At 67.7% G+C, this 18,877-nt stretch carries 21 protein-coding genes and 1 tRNA gene; 15 read left to right on the forward strand and 7 right to left on the reverse strand.

Going from position 1 to position 18,877, the window contains the following annotated elements; all coding sequences use genetic code 11:
- Positions 1–173 precede the first annotated feature (173 nt).
- The 4 genes from JM949_RS15560 (at position 174) to JM949_RS15575 (ending at position 5,567) form a co-directional block, all read left to right on the forward strand.
- Complete coding sequence (locus tag JM949_RS15560; RefSeq protein WP_203149188.1) at positions 174–1,682, forward strand: complex I subunit 4 family protein; 1,509 nt, start codon at positions 174–176, stop codon at positions 1,680–1,682.
- Complete coding sequence (locus JM949_RS15565; protein ID WP_203149189.1) at positions 1,679–3,160, forward strand: NADH-quinone oxidoreductase subunit N; 1,482 nt, start codon at positions 1,679–1,681, stop codon at positions 3,158–3,160. Before JM949_RS15560 ends, JM949_RS15565 begins: the two co-directional genes overlap by 4 nt.
- A 112-nt stretch (positions 3,161–3,272) precedes the next feature.
- Positions 3,273–4,148: a zinc metalloprotease HtpX gene (gene htpX / locus JM949_RS15570; protein WP_203149190.1), complete on the forward strand. Its 876-nt coding sequence runs from the start codon at positions 3,273–3,275 to the stop codon at positions 4,146–4,148.
- A 159-nt stretch (positions 4,149–4,307) separates the two neighbouring features.
- Positions 4,308–5,567 (forward strand): MFS transporter, encoded by a 1,260-nt coding sequence (locus JM949_RS15575; RefSeq protein ID WP_203149191.1) that lies wholly within the window; start codon positions 4,308–4,310, stop codon positions 5,565–5,567.
- Between the two features lie 189 nt (positions 5,568–5,756).
- Here the strand turns inward: JM949_RS15575 and JM949_RS39480 are convergent, their stop codons facing one another.
- Complete coding sequence (locus JM949_RS39480; protein ID WP_238433234.1) at positions 5,757–6,539, reverse strand: MerR family transcriptional regulator; 783 nt, start codon at positions 6,537–6,539, stop codon at positions 5,757–5,759.
- Positions 6,540–6,678: 139 nt separating this feature from the next.
- Between JM949_RS39480 and JM949_RS15585 the strand changes: the two genes are divergently transcribed.
- Both JM949_RS15585 and JM949_RS15590 read left to right on the forward strand, forming a co-directional pair.
- Positions 6,679–7,206, forward strand: a complete 528-nt coding sequence (locus JM949_RS15585; RefSeq protein WP_203149192.1) for a dihydrofolate reductase family protein — start codon at positions 6,679–6,681, stop codon at positions 7,204–7,206.
- 144 nt (positions 7,207–7,350) lie between these two features.
- Positions 7,351–7,905 (forward strand): hypothetical protein, encoded by a 555-nt coding sequence (locus tag JM949_RS15590; RefSeq protein ID WP_203149193.1) that lies wholly within the window; start codon positions 7,351–7,353, stop codon positions 7,903–7,905.
- A gap of 225 nt (positions 7,906–8,130) precedes the next feature.
- On the opposite strand, the gene JM949_RS15595 is transcribed toward JM949_RS15590, so the two are convergent.
- Positions 8,131–8,625, reverse strand: coding sequence for a YajQ family cyclic di-GMP-binding protein (locus tag JM949_RS15595; protein ID WP_203149194.1), 495 nt, complete (start codon positions 8,623–8,625; stop codon positions 8,131–8,133).
- Positions 8,626–8,772: 147 nt separating this feature from the next.
- Between JM949_RS15595 and JM949_RS15600 the strand changes: the two genes are divergently transcribed.
- Both JM949_RS15600 and JM949_RS15605 read left to right on the forward strand, forming a co-directional pair.
- Positions 8,773–8,856 (forward strand) — tRNA-Tyr (locus JM949_RS15600).
- A gap of 740 nt (positions 8,857–9,596) precedes the next feature.
- Complete coding sequence (locus JM949_RS15605) at positions 9,597–10,595, forward strand: IS481 family transposase (RefSeq protein ID WP_203149195.1); 999 nt, start codon at positions 9,597–9,599, stop codon at positions 10,593–10,595.
- Positions 10,596–10,647: 52 nt separating this feature from the next.
- Here JM949_RS15605 and JM949_RS15610 read toward each other — a convergent pair whose 3' ends face one another.
- Entirely contained in the window at positions 10,648–10,899 is a 252-nt protein-coding gene (locus JM949_RS15610; protein WP_203149196.1) for a hypothetical protein, read from the reverse strand.
- 593 nt (positions 10,900–11,492) lie between these two features.
- Here JM949_RS15610 and JM949_RS15615 point away from each other — a divergent pair.
- The gene (locus JM949_RS15615; RefSeq protein ID WP_203149197.1) at positions 11,493–12,287 is read left to right on the forward strand and encodes a TIGR04255 family protein; all 795 of its coding nucleotides are present in this window, start codon (positions 11,493–11,495) and stop codon (positions 12,285–12,287) included.
- A 289-nt stretch (positions 12,288–12,576) separates the two neighbouring features.
- Positions 12,577–12,867: a hypothetical protein gene (locus JM949_RS15620; protein WP_203149198.1), complete on the forward strand. Its 291-nt coding sequence runs from the start codon at positions 12,577–12,579 to the stop codon at positions 12,865–12,867.
- 164 nt (positions 12,868–13,031) lie between these two features.
- Here JM949_RS15620 and JM949_RS15625 read toward each other — a convergent pair whose 3' ends face one another.
- Positions 13,032–13,286: a hypothetical protein gene (locus JM949_RS15625; RefSeq protein ID WP_203149199.1), complete on the reverse strand. Its 255-nt coding sequence runs from the start codon at positions 13,284–13,286 to the stop codon at positions 13,032–13,034.
- 220 nt (positions 13,287–13,506) lie between these two features.
- A complete protein-coding gene (locus JM949_RS39740; RefSeq protein ID WP_203149200.1) occupies positions 13,507–13,929 on the reverse strand; it encodes a GntR family transcriptional regulator in 423 nt (140 codons plus the stop codon).
- 551 nt (positions 13,930–14,480) lie between these two features.
- Between JM949_RS39740 and JM949_RS37110 the strand changes: the two genes are divergently transcribed.
- The 4 genes from JM949_RS37110 (at position 14,481) to JM949_RS15650 (ending at position 16,885) form a co-directional block, all read left to right on the forward strand.
- The gene (locus tag JM949_RS37110) at positions 14,481–14,813 is read left to right on the forward strand and encodes a hypothetical protein (RefSeq protein ID WP_238433235.1); all 333 of its coding nucleotides are present in this window, start codon (positions 14,481–14,483) and stop codon (positions 14,811–14,813) included.
- A 91-nt stretch (positions 14,814–14,904) separates the two neighbouring features.
- Positions 14,905–15,150, forward strand: coding sequence for a precorrin-4 C11-methyltransferase (locus tag JM949_RS15640; RefSeq protein WP_203149201.1), 246 nt, complete (start codon positions 14,905–14,907; stop codon positions 15,148–15,150).
- Positions 15,151–15,299: 149 nt separating this feature from the next.
- Positions 15,300–16,121, forward strand: a complete 822-nt coding sequence (locus tag JM949_RS15645) for a GntR family transcriptional regulator (protein ID WP_203149202.1) — start codon at positions 15,300–15,302, stop codon at positions 16,119–16,121.
- Complete coding sequence (locus tag JM949_RS15650; RefSeq protein ID WP_309232171.1) at positions 16,109–16,885, forward strand: glycosyltransferase family 2 protein; 777 nt, start codon at positions 16,109–16,111, stop codon at positions 16,883–16,885. Before JM949_RS15645 ends, JM949_RS15650 begins: the two co-directional genes overlap by 13 nt.
- Here the strand turns inward: JM949_RS15650 and JM949_RS15655 are convergent.
- Together JM949_RS15655 and JM949_RS15660 are read right to left on the reverse strand one after the other, a co-directional pair.
- Positions 16,875–17,315 carry a hypothetical protein gene (locus JM949_RS15655; protein ID WP_203149203.1) on the reverse strand — a complete coding sequence of 147 codons (441 nt, stop codon included), beginning with the start codon at positions 17,313–17,315 and terminating at the stop codon, positions 16,875–16,877. The two genes, JM949_RS15650 and JM949_RS15655, sit on opposite strands and share 11 nt — an antisense overlap.
- 53 nt (positions 17,316–17,368) lie before the next feature.
- Complete coding sequence (locus JM949_RS15660; protein WP_309232172.1) at positions 17,369–18,226, reverse strand: DUF4231 domain-containing protein; 858 nt, start codon at positions 18,224–18,226, stop codon at positions 17,369–17,371.
- Positions 18,227–18,445: 219 nt separating this feature from the next.
- Between JM949_RS15660 and JM949_RS15665 the strand changes: the two genes are divergently transcribed.
- On the forward strand, positions 18,446–18,841 hold the full coding sequence (locus tag JM949_RS15665; RefSeq protein WP_203149204.1) for a transcriptional regulator: 396 nt from the start codon (positions 18,446–18,448) through the stop codon (positions 18,839–18,841).
- Positions 18,842–18,877 lie beyond the last annotated feature (36 nt).

An 18,877-nucleotide genomic window follows, 5' to 3' on the forward strand; every position in this document is an offset into this window, starting at 1 on the left:
CTGGGCGCGGCGCTGGCCGCGCTGCACCGGGCGGCGCTGCCCCGGGCCGCCGCCAGTGTGCTGGCCGGAGGCGCTGCTGATCGGTCTGGCCGCCGCCCTGATCGGAGGCGTCCGGTGAGCGCGAGGAGTGAGCCGGGTTTGCGAGCCCCGCAGTCGCGAACGAAGGCGGTCCGATGAGTGTCGGGCAGGTGTTGCTGGTCGCCGTGCTGGCGGTGCCGGCGTTGGGCGCGGTCGCGGTGGCGGCCACCCCCCGGGACCGGGCGGCCCGGCTGGTCGGCGCTGTCGCGGCGGCGCTGACCCTGCTGGCCGCGGTGCCGCTGGTGTTCGGCGGCCGGGGCTGGTTCGGCTGGTCGGCCGACGCCCCGGCGGTGCGTCCCTGGCACCAACTGGACCTGCCCTGGGTGCCGGGCCTGGAGGTGCGCTTCCACCTCGGCGTCGACGGCATCTCCTGGCCGCTTGTGGTGTTGACCGCGCTGCTCACACTGCTCTGCTGCGGGTACACGGTGTGGCGGGTGCCCGGCGGCGGCAACGGCCGGGCTCTTGTCGCGTTGCTGCTGGTGGTCGAGGTCGGCATCCTGGGCACCTTCCTCGCCCTGGACCTGGTGCTGTTCTTCCTCTTCTTCGAGGTCGTCCTGCTGCCGATGTACGCGATCATCGCCGGTTGGGGTGGTCCGGAGCGGCGTCGGGCGGCCCGCAAGTTCGCGCTCTACACGCTCTTCGGTTCGGTGCTGCTGCTGGTCGGCGTGTACGTCGTGGTCGCCGCCGCCGGCACCGCCGACCTGGTGACGTTGACCGGTGGCGCGGGGTTGTCCCGAGGCACCCAGTTGGCCGCGTTCACAGTGCTCGCGCTGGCGTTCGCGGTGAAGAGCCCGCTCTGGCCGCTGCACTCCTGGCTGCCCGACGCGCACACCCAGGCCCCCACGGTCGGCAGTGTCGTGCTGGCCGGGGTGCTGCTCAAGATGGGCACGTACGGGCTGATCCGGGTCGCGGTGGGGGTGGCGCCGGAGGGTGCCCGCTGGGCGGCCCCGGTGCTCGGCGTGCTGGCGGTCGCCGCGATCCTGATCGGCTCGCTGGTCTGCCTGGCGCAGGCGGACGTGAAGCGGCTGATCGCGTACTCAAGCGTGGGGCACATGGGCTTCGTGCTGTTGGGCGTCGCCACGCTGACCGCCACCGGCATCCAGGCGGCGCTGATCGGCAACGTCGCGCACGGGGTGATCACCGGCCTGCTGTTCTTCCTGGCCGGTGCGGTGAAGGACCGCACCGGCACGGGCACCCTCGCCGAGTTGTCCGGGCTGCGCGAGACCGCGCCCCGGTTGGCCGGCCTGCTCGCGTTCGCGGCGATCGCGTCGCTCGGCCTGCCCGGGTTGGCCGGCTTCTGGGGCGAGGCGTTCGCGGTGGTCGCCGCGCTGCAGGTGGGCGGCCCGCTGTGGACCACCCTCGGGGTGCTGGCGGCGGTCGGCGGGGCGCTCACCGCCGCGTACTTCCTGCGGCTGCTGCGGCAGGTCACCCACCACCGGCCGAGTCCGGCGGTCGGGCAGGTCGGCCCCGGCCTGGCCGGTGCGGAGCTGACCGCGTGGCTGCCGCTGGTGTTGCTCGCGTTGGCCATCGGGCTGGCGCCGACGCTGGTCCTCGGCGTTGCCGAAGCCCCCGTCGACGCCCTGATCGGGGTGGTGCACCGGTGAACGTCGTGCAGAGCGTGGACAGCGTCGCGCTGCTGCCGGCCTACCTGGCGGCCGGCACCGCCGTGCTGGTGCTCATCACCGACCTGGTGCTGGCCCGGCCACGGGCCACCATCGCGGTGGCCGCGCTCGGCGCGCTCGGCACCGCCGTCGGCTCCGCGGTGGTCGGCGCGGGCGCGGAGCGCCGGACGTTCTGTGTGGGCGCCGACTGTTCCTGGGTCTTCGGCGGGCGGGCCGCACTGGTCGGTGCGGTGGTCGCACTGCTCACAGTGGGCGTGCTCGGGCTGTCCGTGCCGGCGCTGCGGGCCGGGCGGTCACCGGTGGGGGAGTACAGCTTCCTGCTGGTCTGCTCGATGACCGGCGGCGTGGTGCTCGGCGCGGCCGGCGACCTGATCACACTGATCGTCGCCCTGGAGACGCTGACCCTGCCGCTGTACGTGCTGGTCGGGTTGCGTCGGGGGAGCCTGGCGAGCGCCGAGGCGGCGTTGACCTTCTTCGTGGTCAGCGTGGTGGCGACCACGCTGACCCTGCTCGGCGCGGCCCTGCTGTACGCGGTGACCGGAAGCCTGCACCTGGACCGGCTCGGCGCGGTGCTCGCCGAACGCTCGGAGCTGCGGGAGTTGCCGCTGACCACCGCGGCGGTGGCGGTGCTGCTGGTCGGGTTGGCCTTCAAGGTGGCGGCGGTGCCGTTCCACGCCTGGGCGCCGACCACCTACGACGGCGCGCCGCTGCCGGTGGCCGCGTACCTGTCCACGGCGTCGAAGCTGGGTGGCCTGGTCGCACTGCTCGCCGTGGTGCAGCGGGCGCTGCCGGCGGAGCAGACCGGCCCGGTGCTCGCCCTGCTCGCGGTGCTCACCATGACGGTCGGCAACCTGGTTGCCCTGCGGCAGCGGCGGACCGTCCGGCTGCTCGCCTGGTCGTCCGTCGCGCAGGCCGGCTACATCCTCGCCCCGCTGGGCGCGCTGGCGCTGGCCGCCGGGCGCACCGACGAGGCACGCTCCGCCGCGTACGCCGCCGCCGTCGCGTACGCCGTCTTCTTCGTGGTGGTGGAGCTGGCCGCTTTCGCCGGGCTGACCGCGTTGCGGCCGACGGGTGCGGACGGCGGCACCGTGGACGACCTGCGCGGGGCGGCCCGCCGGCACCCGTGGCGGGCCGCGGCGTTCGGTCTCGCCCTGGTGGGTCTGGCCGGTTTGCCGCCGGGGTTGGCCGGGCTGTTCGCGAAGGTGACTGTGGTGCGGGCGCTGCTGGACGGTGGCGCGACCTGGCTGGCGCTGGTGGTGGCGCTGAACGCGGTGATCGGGCTCGCCTACTACCTGCGGGTGACCGCCGCGCTCTGGGCTCCGGCTCCCGCCGCCCCGACCGGCGGCGCGGTGGCCGTACCCCTGGTGGGTGTGCTGGCGGTGGTGCTGGCGGCGGCGACGGTGGCCGCCGTGGTGCTCGGCGTCGCGCCGCAGCTGGTGCTCGACCTGGCCGGCCGCTGACCTGCGCGGATGAGTCTCAGTCAACTCTCAGCGTTGTAACGGATGGTTGGTGGGTACCGGGTTGTTACACCGGTCAGCGGATCCCGGCGATCCGTGCACCGAAGGAGACATCGTGCACCACAACCGTCTGAAGACCGCGGCGCTGCTCGGCCTGCTCTCCGCCCTGATCCTCGCGGTGGGTTACTGGTTCGGCGGCAGCGGCGGTCTGGTCATCGCCGTCCTCGTGTCGCTGGTCATGAACGGCGTTTCCTACTTCTACTCCGACAAGATCGCACTGCGCTCGATGGGGGCGCAACCGGTCAGCGAGGCGCAGTTCCCCGAGCTGTACCGGATGGTGCGGGAGTTGGCGGCCGACGCCCGGCAGCCGATGCCCCGGCTCTACGTCAGCCCGACCGCGCAACCCAACGCGTTCGCGACGGGTCGTAACCCGCAGCACGCGGCGGTCTGCGTGACGCAGGGCATCACCGAGATCCTCGACTACCGCGAGCTGCGCGGGGTGATCGGGCACGAGTTGTCGCACGTCTACAACCGGGACATCCTGATCTCCAGCGTGGCGGCTGGCCTGGCCAGCATCATCACCCTGCTGGCGAACCTCGCCTTCTTCATCCCGCTGGGCGGCGGGGACGACGAGGACCGGCCGAACCCGGCCGTGCTGCTGCTCACCCTGATCCTGGGTCCGATCGCGGCCACGGTGATCCAGTTGGCGATCAGCCGGAGCCGCGAATTCCAGGCGGATGCCTCGGGGGCCGAGTTGAGCCGTGACCCGCTCGCCCTGGCCAGCGCACTCCGCAAGATCGACGCGGTGGCCCGGCGTCGGCCGCTGCCGGCCGAGGGGCAGCTCACCAGCACCGCGCACCTCATGATCGCCAACCCGTTCCGGGGTGGCGGGGTGGCCGCGCTCTTCGCCACCCACCCGAAGATGGAGGACCGCGTCGCCCGGCTGGAGCAGATGGCCGCCAACGCGGGGCCGGTGCAGGTTCAGCGCTGACCCCGACTGAATCCCGCACTCCGCCCGTACCCGGCCGCACCGGGTACGGGCGGAGTGCCGTGTGAGGGGTTCGGGTTGGATATCCGGTGTCTTCCGGTCGGGTCACAACGTTAGGGTCGTTACGGGCTCACGCTCATTACAATCTTGGGGAGGTTCACCGTGGCCGCGCTGCGTCAGTACCTGGGTGTCTGGCAGATCCCGGGCGCGCCGATGCTGCTGATCACCGGCATCATCGGGCGGCTCGGCATCGGCATGACCCCGCTGGCGCTGCTGCTGGTGGTCGAACAGGTGACCGGGCGGTACGCGCTGGCCGCCGTCGCGGGCGGGATCTACGCCATCGCCGGTGCCGCGCTCAGCCCGGTGGCCGGGCGGATCGCCGACCGGGTCGGCCCGAGCCCCGTCCTGCTGGTCACCGCCGTGGCCCACCCACTGGCGCTCACCGGCCTGCTGCTGGCCAGCCGCTCGGGTGACGACGCGCTACCCGCCATCTACCTCGCGTCAGGCGTGGCCGGTGCCACCTTCCCGCCGCTCACCGCCGCCATCCGCGGCGCCTGGAACGACCTGACCGCCCCCACCTCCGGGCGGTACGCCCTGCGCAACACAGCGCTGGCCGCCGAGACCACCCTCTTCGAGATCGTCTTCGTGCTCGGCCCGCTGCTCGTCGCCGGCTTCGTCCTGATCGCCGACGCGGCGGCGGCGCTGATCGGCGCGGCAGTGGTCACCCTGATCGGTACCACCGCCGTGGCCCTCGGCCGGGTCATGCGCGGCTGGCGCCCGCACCCCCGCGAACACCACGCCCGTGGGCTCGGCCCGCTGCGGGTCGCCGGATTCCCGGCCCTGCTGGTCTGCGTCGCCGGCCTGGGCATCGCCTTCGGTGCCGCCGGAGTGATCGTCCCGGCGTACGCGAGCGGCCACACCACGGACGACCCGGAGAGCCTGGCCGGCATCCTGCTCGCGGTCTGGGGGGTCGGCAGTGCCATCGGCGGCTTCTGGTTCGGCGTCCGCAAGCCGGCACCGAACATGACAAGGCAGTTCGCCCTGCTGCTCGCCGCGCTGGCCGGCACCTTCGTGGTGTTCGCGGTGATGCCCACCCCGCTGGCGTTGGGCGTCGCGCTGGTCGCCGGCGGGGCCACCATCGCACCCGCGCTGACCCTGGAGAACACCCTGGTCGGCCGGATCGCCCCGACCGGCATGTTGAACGAGGCGTACACCTGGGTGGTCACCGTGGCGGTGGCGGCGAGCGCCGCCGGTGGCTCGGTGGCCGGCCTGATCGTGGACCACGCCGGTGGCGTCCGGTGGGCCTTCCTGTTCGCCGGGGCGGCGGTCGCCGTCGGGGCCGCGGTCGCCGCGCTACCCGCCGGGCCCATCGCCCGTGCGGAAACCACTGCGGTACGCGCCGAACAGCCCGTCACCGTCTGACCGGGCGCGGCGTCTGGGCGCGCTTTGACCGCTCGGTGTCGACCCCCGGCGCTGGGCGCGGGCTTTGACCGACGCGGTGCCGGCCGCCCGGCGCTGGGCGTGTGGGCGGGCTTTGATCGACTCGGTTTTCAGGAAGTCGCGGTGTCTCGAGGCAGGGGATGCCCCGAAATCAAGGAAACCGAGTCGATCTCACCGGGTGCTGGCGTCGGCGGGGTGGACTGCCTCGGCGGGGTGGGCCGCCTCCGGGAACGGCAGGGGGCAGCACGGGCTGTCGGCGCAGACGCTCAGGTCGTCGCAGCCGGCCGCGACAGCCGCCCGCAGCGCGTCCCGAGTGGCCGTGAGATCGGCCAGGCTCCGCTCCACCTCGGCGATCTTCGCCGTGACCCGGCCCGCCAGACCGGAACCGGCCGGATGCCGACGTCGACCGGCGTCGAGCAGGTCGGCGACCTCGTCCAGGGTGAAGCCGAGGCGCTGAGCCGTCTTGATGATCCGCAACCGGGCGACGGACTCCGCCGCGTACAGCCGGTGCCCGCCCGGTGACCGCCGGGGCGCGCCGAGCAGGCCACGTCGCTCGTAGTAGCGCAGGGTCTGCGGGTTCACCCCCGCCACGGCGGCCAACTGACCGCTACGCAACCAGTGCCCGTCCGGGCCCGACGGTGAGGTGCTGTTTGTTCGTACCGTCGGTAGCGGGCCAGGCGGTTGCGCCCGCTGCGCGATGGCGTCGAGGACGCCCTCGTGGCTCTCCGGGACCCGCACCTCCATCGTCAGCGCGTCGGGGCCGCCCCTGGTGATCTCGAAGGTGAAGAACGAACAGCAGGCTGACTCCCGGGCGCACAGGTCCCGCGCGGCGCGCTCCACCTCCGGCGTGCCGTCGAGGTGCAGCCGCAGACGGTGCGCGGACGGCCGGTCGAACCGCCGGACCGCTTCGGCGAAGAAGCGGTCGAACTCGGCGAGGCGAATGGGACGCTCCATGGTCGGTAGGCGGCAGACATCGGGAACCCAGGCCACACTGGCCGTTGGGTGTTCGTCGCTCACCATTCGACGGTAAGCCTGTACCCGGGTACCGGATGCAAGGGTTTGGTAGCCACCGACTGTCGGAAAGAGGAGTCCCATGGCCAAGCTGCTGTACTCGGCGGCGGCGTCGCTGGACGGCTACATCGCCGGTCCGGGCGGAGACATGTCCTGGCTGACCGAGCACCTCACGGGCCCGGACCCCGCGGCGGAGCGGCTACTGGCCAACGTCGGGGCGATCCTGGCCGGCAACCGCACCTACGGCGGCGACGACCCGAACCGCGGCACCGACAGTGAGGGTGCCTTCGGCGGCCGGTACCACGGGCCGGTGTTCGTACTGACCCACCGGCCGCCGGTCGAGCCACCCCCGGGCGTCACGTTCGTCGGCGACCTGCACAGCGCCGTCACGCAGGCCAGGGAGGCAGCGGGCGAGGGGTACGTGAACGTCCTCGGCGCGGACGTCGCCAGACAGTGCCTCCGGGCCGGGTTGCTCGACGAGATCCTGATCCTCTTCACGCCGGTGCTGCTCGGCGACGGGGTGCGCATGTTCGACGACAGTGGCGGTGAGCGGGTGCGGCTGGCGCCGATCCCCGGGGAGAGCGCGCACTGGTACCGCGTCGTCCGCTGACGGCCTGACCCGTTCGGGCCGCCGCTAGTTGTCGGCGAGGCCGTCGCCAGGGTGAGCTGAGGGTCGTGTCGACAGTGCGCCCGCCGTACCGCCCGTCAAACTCTCTGCCCCATGACGCGCATCGGCCTACGGTAGCTTCGCGGCATGGATGCAACCCGGTCGATGGTCAAGCGGATTGGTCTGTTGTGGGTCGCCGCCGTGCCGTGCCTTGTGCTGTTCGCGCACGAACTACGTCCGGAGTACCTGCCGATCGAGGCACTCACCGCAAGCGTCTGGGCGGCGCTCCTCGGCGTCGGCGGGTATCTGGCGATCCGGCTGGCGAGGTGGGGGCACACCAGGAGCGCGGTCGTGCTGCTGGGTGTCGCGGCCCTGGTGGCCTGCGACGCGGCGGTCGTCGTGGACAGTGCGCTGAGCTACGACGGGTTCGGTTACTGGACGCTCAACGGTGGTGTCGGCCTGCCGTACTCATACGCGGCGCTGTGGTACCCAGCCTCGTTGCTGCCATCGTCGTGGGACATCTTCGGCGTCGATCAAACGGCCATCACCGCAGGCGATCTGGAGTGGCAGACGGAGCACATCGCTCCGGTGGCGGTGGTGCTGACCATCGCGTCAGCCGTCCTCGTCGCCACCCTGGTGAGGGCACTGTCCGGAGGCCGGCAAGTCAGCCCGGCGCTCCGGCCGGGACAGGCTGACGCATAACCCGGTCAACGGACGCGCCCACCCGCCGAGCGACTAGGGGGTCCCGATAGCCCGTCGCCCCGACACCGGTGTGGCGAGTTCGCCACCAAAGTCCGCTTTGGGGCGGGCCGTCCCCAGGCCGCCGAGGCCGATCGGAGGCGACCAGCGACGACCACTGGTGACGACGCCTGCCGGGGAGACGAGTCGTGGCCGACCTGATCACCAGGCAGGTCGGGGAAGCCGCTCCTACCGGTAGTTGTTGAACTGGAGGGCGACCCCGAAGTCCTCGCCCTTCAGCAGCGCGATGACCGCCTGAAGATCGTCCCGCTTCTTGCCGGTGACCCGCAGCTGGTCGCCCTGGATCTGCGCCTGCACACCCTTGGGGCCCTCGTCGCGGATCTTCTTGCTGATCGCCTTGGCCTTGTCCGTCTCGATGCCCTGGATCACCTTGCAGTCGATCTTGAAGATCTTGCCCGACGGGCGGGGCTCACCGGCGTCCAGCGACTTCAGCGAGATGTTCCGCTTGACCAGCTTCTCCTTGAACACGTCCAGCGCGGCGCGAACCCGCTCCTCGGTCTCCGCCTGAATGCCAATCGCCTCCTCGCCGGACCAGGAGATCTCCGCGCCCGTGCCGCGGAAGTCGAACCGCGTCGAAAGCTCCTTCTCCGCCTGCCGGAGGGCGTTGTCGACCTCCTGGCGGTCGACCTTGCTCACGATGTCGAACGACGGGTTCGCTGCCATGTTTCTGCTCCTGCTGTCCGGCGGTCTGGGCTTGCCGTCGGCCGCCGACCAGCGGCACGACCCCCTGACCGTACCCGGTTGCGTCGGTCCCAGGGGTAGCCGCTATTCTTGCTGTCGCCGCCGCGTTGCGACGCGGTGGGGTGCCCTGGCGGGTTGCCCGAGCGGCCAATGGGAGCGGACTGTAAATCCGTCGCGAAAGCTTCAGAGGTTCGAATCCTCTACCCGCCACCAGGTGCAGACACGCCCCTGACCAGCAGAGATGCTGATCAGGGGCCGTTGTCGTTGATCTAGTCAAGTCCAGCGGGGTCCAGCCGATGACGACTGGTTGTGGGCAGATGGTGGGCAGTCGATCTTGCCTCTCAGGACCCCTCTGGGGGCTGCGAACGCCCGTGCTCCGGGAGTTGCTGGCCAGGCGCGATCGCACCTGGAGCGCCGGCTGAGGCCTGCTGCGGACTTAGCTGGCTGCGTAAGTAGCCCGGGGGCAAGCCAGTCCCGAGTTTGGACTGGCGCGGCAGTCGGAAGCCCTCGCCCTCGATCAGGTCGACCTGCCGGCTTCCGTGCCGCCTGGCCGTCGTGCTGCGTCTGGATTAGCGGACTTCGGGCGGCGGTCCGGCGGTAGTCGGTGGCTCTCCGCCCCGGCGCCGGAGGCGGCCGGGGCGGCTTGCCGCCGGCCGGCTCCCCGCCCGCGTCGCGCGGAGCGCGGCGCCTTGATCCAGAACAGAAGAAATCGGCAGCGGCGGGGGACGATACGGGGGAGCGAGACATCCCGCTTACAAGCTCCGGTGCATAAGGTCCGCCGCCGTCTAGGGAACTTCGTCAGCTCGGAACAGTGTCCGTCTCCCCGCTAGCTGTACTGCCCAGGGACGTTGGTCGAGATTTTGTGACGACACGATTTGATGTCGTTGGTAGGTGAAGGCCTCCGGTTGTGGAGTGGAGCTGTCTAGGAACCGCTCCGGCAACAGGAGGCCTTCGTGTCCCACGCTAACGCCGCTTTGACTCCTCGTGCACGTCTTCGTCTGGCGCGTCTGATCGTTGATGAGGGCTGGCCGGTCGCCCGGGCGGCTGAACGTTATGACGTGTCCTGGGCGACTGCGAAACGTTGGGCGGTGCGGTATGCCGAGCACGGGCCCGCCGCAATGGATGACCGGTCGTCGCGCCCGCACCACAGCCCCACGAGGACCGCCCAGCCTGTGGTGCGCAAGATCGTGCACCTGCGGTGGAAACAACGCCTCGGGCCCGTGCAGATCGCCGGCCAACTGGCCATGCCCGCTTCGACCGTGCACGCCGTTCTGACCCGCTGCCGGATCAACCGGCTGACGCACATCGACCGCGCCACCGGCGAGCCGATCCGCCGCTATGAACACGACCGGCCTGGCGCGATGCTGCACGTCGACGTGAAGAAGTACGGCAACATCCCCGATGGCGGCGGCTGGCGCTACGTCGGCCGAGCCCAGGGCGAACGCCATCGGCGACGCACCGCCCACCGCACCGGCGCCCGCAACACCCACTACGACCCGCGCATCGGCACGGCGTTCGTGCACACCGTCATCGACGATCACTCCCGCGTCGCCTACGCCGAGATCCGCGACGACGAGACCGCCCTGACCGCGGTCAACGTACTCCACAACGCCGTCGCCTGGTTCGCCGAGCGAGGCATCACCATCGAACGCGTCCTGTCCGACAACGGCTCGGCCTACAAATCACACGCCTGGCGCGACGCCTGCCACCAACTCGGCATCCGCCCGAAGAAGACCCGCCCCTACCGGCCCCAAACCAACGGCAAAATCGAACGCTTCCACCGCACCATGACCGACAGCTGGGCGAAACGACGTTTCTACAGCTCAGAACACGCCCGCCGAGCAGCCCTACCCGCCTGGCTCCACCACTACAACCACCACCGACCCCACACCGCCACCAAAGGCCAACCACCCATCACCAGGTTGACCAACGTCCCTGGGCAGTACAGCTAGCTAGCCCGCCATCGTCGTGCCGGCTGCTGAGTGTGGCACGGCGGTCGAGTGGTTACGCACGGCGGAACAGGAAGTAGCCTTCGGGCTTGTCCTTTGCGTCTTGACAGAAGCTCATTTGGTCCAACCGCCAGCCAGCATCCTCGACCGCCTCAATCTGCTCGGCGAAGCCAGGCACGCTGCCAGACATCAAGTGATGAGTCATACCAACATTGATTCGCGCGATGAAGACCCTGCGCCCCTCCTCAATCGCTCGCGTCGCCTCCTTGGCGATAGCCGTGGCCTTGGCGTCCTTGATCCAGCCCATACTTTGGACCGTATTGGCTGTCCTCGTCCATGCCCATCGGCCAAAGGGTCCCGGAAGCAGGCGTTTCGACCAGAGGGTCCCGACCGCTGACGCTCGGCTGCCGCCGGGCCACAGGGCTTCGGACGGGTGCAGCGACCGCTGAGCTAATTCTCGTCCCCACCAGGGCGTATAGAGCTACGACTTCCCGCCCGCACTGCTTGATCATTTCAGCAGGCTCCGGATCTTGTCTTCAATCCGGGCCCATGGCCTGCTATCAGGGCCGCAAGACCTCACTGCAGGCCGCGCATGGTCCCTGCTGGTTCGCTTGAGTTCCAGTAGCCGGATGCCTGCTGCACTTCCTTGCTGTGCGGCCGAGTTGATCTACGAGGGCATGCCGAACGTCCGTTCGAATATCGGCCGCTTTGCCTGGTCCTGGGCCCTCCAAGCTGGACCTCTAGAGGTTCGCGTGGGACCGTCACGTCGGCGTGAGGCTGCGTCAAGAACCCAAAAGTTGATTGATCATCGCTCTAAGAGGAGACAAGTAGCGGACACCATCCACTATGCTCGGTCGTTAGGGTGGGTGGTAGCCGCAGATCAGGGTAGGAGCGCTCAACATGGTAAGTGATCTCCGCTTCGAGGAGCCACCTGTCCGCGAAGTGAGCCTAACTGTGTTTTTCGAGCGAGTTGCTACTTTGCAATCTCTCAACCTCGCCCAACTTCGTGTCGATTGGAAGGATGCGTACCCAAAGGTCAGCGAGGTGCCACCCCGTCCGCCTTTGCGGGGCGATGCACCTATGCATCAGTATCTTGGCGGGAATTCGTTCTGGCCAATGCCGCTGACCGCTTTTACGAACGCTCGGGGCGATCAGACGATCGAGCTTCAGAATGATCGATTTAGTGTCGTGTGGCGCTTCCATCAAGGGCCGAAAACGTATCCGGGCTATGACGAACTCTCAGCAGAACTGCTACTGCGCTTCGAGGAGTTCCGTCGAGCAGTCTCTAGTTCACTCGCTCAAGAGGTCAATCCTACTGACATTTACGTCTCATATACGAACTTGATAGAAGGCGTGCTGCCCGAAAGTCTCGCCGTTGGCATCCTTACCAACTGGCGGACATCTATGGCACAACTGGATCCGCCGGAATTGGCTGGCCTTCGGCTGCACTACTGCTCACCTGAACTTGAGGAAGATGTTGCTCTGACGATCTTGGTCGATCCTTCGTTTGATCGGGATCGGGAGCGGGATGACCCATGTGCGTCTCTTGAACTTGAGGGGACCATCTCCCTTGAAGACTCCTCAATCATTGATCGGTCACTAGCAATCGCTCACGATGCTGTTGTTAAAAAGTTCCTGGAACTGACGAACGACGACATGAGGACGAGGTGGGGGTTGCGTAGTGAGGATGTCTAGCTATGGAAGCGCCGCACACGCCAAGCAGCATGGGCTAATTGGGTCCGGTTCATATTCACGATCTACAACAGCACGTGACTCCTGCATGCGCCCGGACTCGTCTACCGGCGTCTGGTACGTCTATGAGTCGCAGCCTGAACTTCGCTCTAACCGACCTAGAGTCAAGGCCGCAAGCTCTCCGTACGAACTGTTGCGTTATGCAGAGGTCAAACTGCATCATCTGCGGTCTCTCCCTTATGACTGGGACGGCGAGGGTGGCGAGCCATGCACCACAGATGCTGTAATCTCAATGTTCGAGTTTCTGCAGAAGGTCTCAGACAGACGCACGGTGTTTCCGTTCTTGTCTCCTGATGGAGAGGGCGGAGTGCTCGCGGAGTGGCACGCGCGCAAGCAGAGGATCGAAATCGAGGTCGACGGCGAAGGTAATGCCCTTTTCTATGCGTCGGACCAGGACGGCCACGAAGTGCTCACAGGGGAAGTGTCTCCTCAGAGCGAACACAAGTTGCGTCGTCTGCTCCTCGATTTGTCGGTTCGAGTGGGCCTAGAGAATCCCACTTGGCGTGCGCTCTTCGCTCGGTAGGAGCTATGACAGAAACCCCTCCGTGGAATGATCCTCAAATTCCAGATTCGGATTGGCTTTATCGCCGCGTGCCTCGGCGCCCAGACTTCTTTCAGCAGAGGGACGTTCTTGACTCAAAGCCCGTAATCGGTCGAAATGCTTTTCGGTTCGATGACGACGGGATGTCAGTCTATCGCCATCTGCTGTGCGTACAACACGACCTGACGCCTCATCAGATCCGCCGTAATGATGGATACGTCCTGTTCAAGGTTGGCGTGGGTGCGGTTCGTGCTTTGAAGGCGGGTGTCGTAGACGACGAAGACAAAGAGGATGCGGAAATTGGTGTTGCTCACGCGCTGGTGCGAGTAGAGGGCGCCATTAAGCCCCCTAAAGAGCAGCGGCGTCAGATTCAGCTTGGCTTGGTAGAAGCTGCTGAGCACGTCGAACTACCCGAGCATCCCTAACGTCACCTCGCTACGCGTCTGCCGCCCTCGGGCGCTACTGTCTGCGATGGCTCCCGGCTTTCCACTGTTGCCTTGGCCGAGGAGCAGTGGGCATGACCGCACGGCCATCTCTCGGCTGGCGGTCGTGACGCCTAAACGGCGGCGCTTGCGGCCCGTTGCGGTCGGCCTTGATGGCGTATTAAAGTTGTGAACTGCTCTATCGCTCTGTCGCAAGCCGTTGGTAGGTTCTGACGACTGTTCGGACGGCTCCCCTTGTTCGAGCGAGGCTCTGTTGTTCTATCAGGGCCGTACCTACCTCGACAGCGAAAAGGGCCGCAAGCTCCGCGTCGGCGGCGACTTGGCGCTGCTGCGTTTCCGTCTCGGTGCCCTCGTCTAGCCAGCGCTCACGTTGGCGGGGGGTTGCGTAGGTTCCTCGGCCGTGTTCGGTGGCGACCAAGCCTGTCTCGCGTAACGCGGCTATCGCCTGACGAATCGTGCCGCGCGCTGCCCCAAATTCGGCGGTAAGCGCGCTCTCGGCCGGTAAGAGGGCTCCGGGCGGGATGACGCCGCTCTCGATGCGCTCTCTCAACTCTTCGGCGATGGCGCGGTAGCGGGGCTGGCCGTAGTGCGGGGTGGGCACCTGCTCACCGTACCTGGCACTTGTCTTACCAAGTGCCAACCAAGTGACCCGTTTCGACGCCTAGACAACTCGTCCACTTGTAGATACGTTTCCTGATGTGCGGTTAGGGTGACGGCTCGTGTCAAGGGTGGTTGCGCTCTGGCCCTGGTCGCACGTGATGCGCGGCGTCCTGTCGGACCGGTTGCGGTAGTCGCGCGTACAAGTTGGCTCGGCGATACCCGACCCGTCCGGAGTCGGACGGTGCGCCGTGCCTTCATCCGGGCCGGTGGCCGGCCGCATTCCCCCGTGGTTGGCCACCGGTCCCCGCCTACCTGTGGAGGTGCGATGTCCGGCTCTCATCGTCGGCACCATTGGCTCTCGTCCTGGTGGTCTCGGAGGCGCCCATCTGCCCGAGGCGCCAGCAGCAACGCTCAGTCGAGTCTGCGCACGGGATCCTCGACCTTCTTGCCGCAGTGGTCGACGGGCGTCACCCGCGAATTGCCCGCGCTCCGGTATGCGCCCTTGATGACGCGGGCTCAGCTTTACCGAGGCAACGGCGGGCGGTGGCCGCGATGAGTCGTACGAACAAGCCCGCTGCCGTCACCAGCCATCCGGACTGGTGCGCCCCTGATCGCTGCGGCTACCTGGTGCCGCCGGTGATGACGCACATGGCCCGCCGCCATCGGGGCCCAATGCAGCGGTCTGGTGACAGTCGAGCGGGCGGGCTCGTCGTCACCTACCTCATCAGTGACGCACTGGGCAGTCCCATGGTCGGTGTTCACGTGACGTGCAGGGCCGGGAACGCCTGGGCCGAGTTGTCCTTGCCGCAGGCGGCCCAACTGGTCGAGCACCTTCGCGGATCGCTGGAACAGGCCGCCGGGCAGCAGGGGGCCGGCGATGAGTGAGGGCGCTGCCATTCCAGAGGGCCGGTCGCCGTCGTCGATCACACCGGTCGTGTGCCCGGTCTGGTGTCGAGGCTGTGGACCGAACGACCCGATGCACCGCGGGCTTCTCTCCACCATTGGACGGGAGCGGACCGGCTGGGTCACCGTCCAACTGGTCGTCGACCGGTTCGCCCGCCGGGACCTGGCGGTGAAGCTCGACGCGACTCGATACGGCGCGACGCAGACCGTGCTTCTGTCGCCCGCGCAGGTGGACCGGCTCATCGACGAGCTGGTGTACGCCCAGCTGGAGATGCTGACACCGGCAGAAGGCGGCGAGCGGGCCGGAGAGACGCGGTGAACGCCAATACCCGTCGGGGCTCAGCCGTTCCTCGTACTCCTGGCCTGCGCCCTGCCCGGCCGCCGCGAGCAGCGGTAGCCGTACCGCCGGTTCCTGAGCGGCCCGCCGGCGGCACCACCTGGCAGACGTTGGAACGTCTAGGGGGTACGGTGACCGGTGTGCAAGGCCGGGACTGGCGCCCTCGCTACCTGCAACTCGCGGAAGAGTTGCGGGCGAAGATCGTGAGCGGCGAACTGGCCCCCGGCACCCTGATGCCCAGCGAAACCGAGTTGGCCGACACCTCGGGCCTGTCCCGTACGAGCGTCCGCAACGCCATCCGGCAGCTCCGCGAATGGGGCCTGGTCCGCGCGGAGCAGGGGCGCGGCACCTACGTGCGGGCACCCCGCCAACGGGTACGCCGTCGCAACACCGAGCGGTACCAGTGGGAGAAGGATCGCGTCCTGCTCGACGAGGCCGAGCGGCTGAAGACTGGCGCCACCGAGCATGACACCGGTCTGACCGTCGACGACCTGAAGTTCCACGCCGAATACTCCCGGGTCGAGGCTGATGCGGAGATGGCGGCGGCCTTGCGGGTCGAGCCGGGTACGCCGCTGCTGCGCCGGGTCTACTGGACGTCCTCGCGGCACGAGAATGCGCCGCTGACCGTGTCGTACTCCTATCTTCCCTACGACCTGGTGGCCGCGAACCCGGACCTGCTCGACGCGGGCAAGGAACCGTGGCCGGGCGGTACGCAGCATCAGCTCTACACGCTGGGCATCGAGCTGGACCGGATCGACGACGAGATTCGCGCCCGCCCGCCGTCGCCGGACGAGGCCGAGTTGTTGGACATCGACCCGGGCGTCTCCGTGCTCACCGTGCGGAAGACCTCGGTCGACACCATGGGCCGGGTCGTCGAAGTCGCCGACGTGGTGATGCCGGGCGACCGCACCGAGCTTGTCTACTCGCACAAACTCCAGCGGTGGAAAACTTGACGCAGCTCGTCTCGGTCATCACCCCGGTCCACGCGCCCAGCATCGAGCACCTGCCGGGCGCCTACGAGTCGTTGGTCAAGCAGGAGATGCCTGACGGTTGGGACTGGGAATGGCTCGTCCAGGAGGACGGGCAGACCGGCGCCCTGGTCGACGCGCTGCCCGATGATCCCCGGATCAGTCTGGGCACCGGCCGTCCCGGTGGGCCTGGTGTTGCCCGTACCCTCGCCCTCTCCCGAGTCTCCGGGCAACTCATCAAGGTCCTGGACGCCGACGACCAGCTGACCGACGGCGCGCTCGCCCGGGACATCGCCGCGTTCGACGCACACCCGCAGATCGGCTGGACCACCTCGCGGGTACTCGACCTGCTGCCCGACGGATCGACCGCCGGATGGGACAAGGACCCGGCCGGCGGGGTCATCAACCGCGGATCGGTTCTGGCGTTCTGGAAGGCCAACGACTACCGGGCCTCGGTGCACCCGGCGACCCTGTGCCTGCGGCGGGATCTCGTCTTCGCCCTGGGCGGTTGGATGGCGTTGCCCGCCTCCGAGGACACGGGCCTCCTGCTCGCTGCCAACGCGGTCAATGCGGGCTACTTCACCCGCGAATACGGCCTGCTCTACCGCAAGTGGCCCGGCCAGGTCACCAGCCAGGCCGCGCACCGGGAACCGGCCGAGTACCAAGCACGAATGAGGATCATCGAGGCCCGAGCCAACGCCCTGGCCTCGATGATCCCGAACGGCTTCGGCGACAGCGCTACGGCGTAGCCTCGTGCCCCGGCATCCCGTGGGTACGCCGCCGCTCCTTCATCTCCGCCTCGAAGATGTGCCGCCGACCGCCGGCCAGCTTCTCCCGCGCGTCCCGCTCGATCTCCTGGAACGCGGCGTAGTAGCCGTCGTCAAACTCCTCCACGATCTGGAACGTCCACCGGCCCGGCAGCACGTTGCGGCCCAACAGCTCGTGCTCGACCCGGTCGGCCGTCTCGTCGTGCCCGGCCTCACGGAGCAGCTTCACCACCCGGTCAAGGGTGAGATCTGCGCCGCCGACGAGCTGGTGTGCCGAGTACAGGTGACCACGAACCCGGTGGATCGTTTCTAGCGCTTTGCTGAGCTCTCCGAGTGCTTCGACAGTCGAGTCATTAACCCCTGGTGGTCGCGAATGCGACCCGTCTGCGGCTTCATGTTTTACGTCCTCCATGGTCTCCGATGTACCCGTTCGTGATCGCTTCAACCAAAGTCGGGAGCGGGCTTCTACCGTTCTTCTTTCTGTCCTGGCGACTGTTCAAGTTGAAGTTCTCGCTTGCGTTGTTCGTCGCGCAAGCGCTCGACGTTCTGCGCAAATAGACGCAGTCTTGACGCCTCTTTCCCGTCGCCGTGTTCTGAATATTCGTTCAACCGGAACTGTGTTGCGTTGTAGTGCTTCTCGATCTCATCGGCGGTCAGTTGGAGGTTGTAACCGCGCTCGCGGAACTTGAAGTATGCAGCCAGGCCCGCCGTGATGCTGATGAAGGCGGTGAGTCCTGTTGAGACCCAGCTCAAGGGGTGCTCTCCTGCCATCACTGCCGTGGTGGTGGAAGCGACTACAGAGCCGATAATGATGATTGCTTGAACGGTGTTATGCGCTTTGAGGTTGCGAGTCGCGCGGGTGCGGAATTGTGCAACGATGTCTTGTGAAGCCTCGCGATAAAGGCGGAGCGACTCAAGAGATTCGGATGGTATTCGAGTGGCAGCGCTTTGGCGGTCATGCCCAAGGTTGCGCACCTTCACGTCAAACTCGATTATCTTTCGACGGTTCTTGATAACAAGCGAACCGACGCTTATGCATAGCACAAGTAGTGCAATGAGTCCGACATAGCGAGTTACGCCAGGCTGATCGTGCCAGAGTCCGACAACCACCGAGTAGGCGAGGAGCGCAACTAGCGCGAAGCTGGATACCAGAACTACCCAGTATGCGAATTGAGCGGACCTGGCAGTGCGGAGCTGGTCGAGCGCCAGTTCGTAATCTTTGCCGATCTCTCGGTATCTCTCTTGAGCACTGGAAGCGCTGGTTGACGGCGCCTCGGTCTCATCGGGCCGGGCCTGTTCCTGGGGGGCATTGGGGGTGGTCACAAACGCTCCGTACTTGATCTGACGCTGGCGGTAGGGGGCCGACATCATCTCCCGTGAATTGTCGGGATACCAAGGCTCTGTCGCATTGATGTCTGCTGGTCGGCCCGTACCTGCCGGTTGCCCGCAGGGGGTCGGACCAACCTGTTGACTTGTCTGCCAAGTGCCGTCTACCTTGGATCGCAACTTGGCAGACAAGTTAACAAGTTGGAGGTTTGAGCGATGGCTCTGCGAGGCGGCACGAGGTTCGCGGTGCGGTGTGAGGACGTGTTCCCGGCGGGGTGCGCGTTGGTGCCCGAGTCTCTGGGCGAGGTCGAGGACTACGACGAGAAGACCGGTCGGCGTAGCCCGGCGAAGGACAAGTTGACCGGCCAGCGGGTGTGGCAGGTCCGGGTGATGGACCTGGATCCGGAGCTGGGGAAGCGGTCGCGGGAGACGACGGTGAAGATCTCGGCGGACTACCGGCCGGTGCCGCCAACGGGTGGCCTGTTCGAGGCGGTGGAGTTCGACGGCATGACCGTCACGCCGTACGTGGGCAACAACGGTCGGATGGCGTATTCGCTGCGGGCGACCGGGATGCGTGCCCCGGCAGGCGTGGCGACGAAGGCGGCGCAGTAGCCGCATCTGGTGGGGGCGGGGCTGTCAGGTCTTGGC

Source organism: Micromonospora tarensis (assembly GCF_016803395.1).
GTDB classification, from domain to species: Bacteria; Actinomycetota; Actinomycetes; order Mycobacteriales; family Micromonosporaceae; genus Micromonospora; species Micromonospora tarensis.

What these genes read in the sequence shown, in the direction of transcription:
- JM949_RS15560 (WP_203149188.1), top strand. Translation starts at nt 174, where the DNA reads ATGAGTGTCGGGCAGGTGTTGCTGGTCGCCGTGCTGGCGGTGCCGGCG.
- JM949_RS39480 (WP_238433234.1), bottom strand. Translation starts at nt 6,539, where the DNA reads ATGGAGCGTCCCATTCGCCTCGCCGAGTTCGACCGCTTCTTCGCCGAA.
- JM949_RS15585 (WP_203149192.1), top strand. Translation starts at nt 6,679, where the DNA reads ATGGCCAAGCTGCTGTACTCGGCGGCGGCGTCGCTGGACGGCTACATC.
- JM949_RS15590 (WP_203149193.1), top strand. Translation starts at nt 7,351, where the DNA reads ATGGATGCAACCCGGTCGATGGTCAAGCGGATTGGTCTGTTGTGGGTC.
- JM949_RS15595 (WP_203149194.1), bottom strand. Translation starts at nt 8,625, where the DNA reads ATGGCAGCGAACCCGTCGTTCGACATCGTGAGCAAGGTCGACCGCCAG.
- JM949_RS15610 (WP_203149196.1), bottom strand. Translation starts at nt 10,899, where the DNA reads ATGGGCTGGATCAAGGACGCCAAGGCCACGGCTATCGCCAAGGAGGCG.
- JM949_RS15615 (WP_203149197.1), top strand. Translation starts at nt 11,493, where the DNA reads ATGGTAAGTGATCTCCGCTTCGAGGAGCCACCTGTCCGCGAAGTGAGC.
- JM949_RS15620 (WP_203149198.1), top strand. Translation starts at nt 12,577, where the DNA reads ATGTTCGAGTTTCTGCAGAAGGTCTCAGACAGACGCACGGTGTTTCCG.
- JM949_RS37110 (WP_238433235.1), top strand. Translation starts at nt 14,481, where the DNA reads ATGAGTCGTACGAACAAGCCCGCTGCCGTCACCAGCCATCCGGACTGG.
- JM949_RS15640 (WP_203149201.1), top strand. Translation starts at nt 14,905, where the DNA reads ATGCACCGCGGGCTTCTCTCCACCATTGGACGGGAGCGGACCGGCTGG.
- JM949_RS15655 (WP_203149203.1), bottom strand. Translation starts at nt 17,315, where the DNA reads ATGGAGGACGTAAAACATGAAGCCGCAGACGGGTCGCATTCGCGACCA.
- JM949_RS15665 (WP_203149204.1), top strand. Translation starts at nt 18,446, where the DNA reads ATGGCTCTGCGAGGCGGCACGAGGTTCGCGGTGCGGTGTGAGGACGTG.